Raw genomic sequence first — 1,278 nt, forward strand, 5'->3', positions numbered from 1 at the left:
TTGTTCATACAGATAGGTAAAGGTTTGACATTATCTCCCCCTTTTCCCCCTGTTCACACCGTACATGCGACTTTCACCGCATACGGCGTTCCAACTAATCTAATTCATTCGATTCTATGTATTTAATGAATAGAAGTTATTTCTTTTTCCTAGTCAAATTGCTTCATTTTTACAGCCTTTACGTAGTTCATTGATTTTATCTTTTTGTTTTTTAGATAATTTTAAATCACATAGTAGTGATTTTATCTTTTCTTTATTCTTCATATGGACTATACGATGAACAGTTTCATGTAACACTATCAAATTTGAATACCTATCATCTCTTGAGAGATGATAAGGTATCTTATGATGGCAGTGCCAGTCGTTAAATCCTAGTTCAACTCCCGAGATTGCACATCTTCCATATTGGGCAATGAATTTGCTTATACGATTGTCATTATATTCAATCGTTCGACTAGGAATAAAGTTTTTCATAACATAGCTTAATACTCTTTTGTTAATCGCCTTTAGGTTTTGATGAATTTTGTTTCTGCCGACGGCAGTATAGTTACATATGTCTTGAGAGTGTTCTGTATCTTATACAGCCTTGTCTTATACCCTTTGTAGCGTTTTTGCAGAGTGTTCGTCATGTCTGAAAATGTTGCTTCTTTTCTATGGTCCTTTAATCGGTTATAAAGACTCTTGCTAAGATGGAGATTTAACCCATTTAAATTATCAACAATTTGAGTTGCCGCTGAGTAATAGTTTTGAATACCCATTACGACAGTATTGTAGTTCCAAACCGTTGCTGCACATGGCTTCTTTTGGATTACTTTTATTGAATCTTTAATTTTTATGAGTGCATTAGACTTCGCTTTCTTCGTCATACTTGATTGGGCTACATATCCCATCCTCGTTTTACCTTTCTTTGTTGCTCGAAAAGAGAAACCAAGGAATTCTGACGAATTCTTCTTTAAGTTAACGACTTTGGATTTTTCATCACTTGTCTCAAGATGGAGACGGTGTTTTAGAAAGTCTTTAATGGCATGATTCATTCTAATTGCTTGCGACCTAGTTCGGCATAACACTTTAAAATCATCCGCAAACCTAACAATGTAACACTCTTTCAACTTTGTTTTCTTAAGTTCTTTTACCTTACTTCCATTGTGTTTATATACATGGTTACTTTGAAAGGTCTCCCATTGATTACTTATCCACCAATCGAGTTCATTTAGGACTATGTTCGACAAAAGTGGTGAGAGGATCCCACCTTGTGGTGTCCCTTTCGTTGGTACACCT

The 1,278-nt window shown here is 35.3% G+C and carries 1 pseudogene; it reads right to left on the reverse strand.

Going from position 1 to position 1,278, the window contains the following annotated elements:
• Window positions 1-153 precede the first annotated feature (153 nt).
• Window positions 154-1,278 (reverse strand): annotated as a pseudogene (locus tag ACFSCX_RS16535) (reverse transcriptase domain-containing protein); the annotation flags it as partial.

Source organism: Bacillus salitolerans (assembly GCF_042680805.1).
Taxonomy (GTDB): domain Bacteria; phylum Bacillota; class Bacilli; order Bacillales; family SA4; genus Bacillus_CJ; species Bacillus_CJ salitolerans.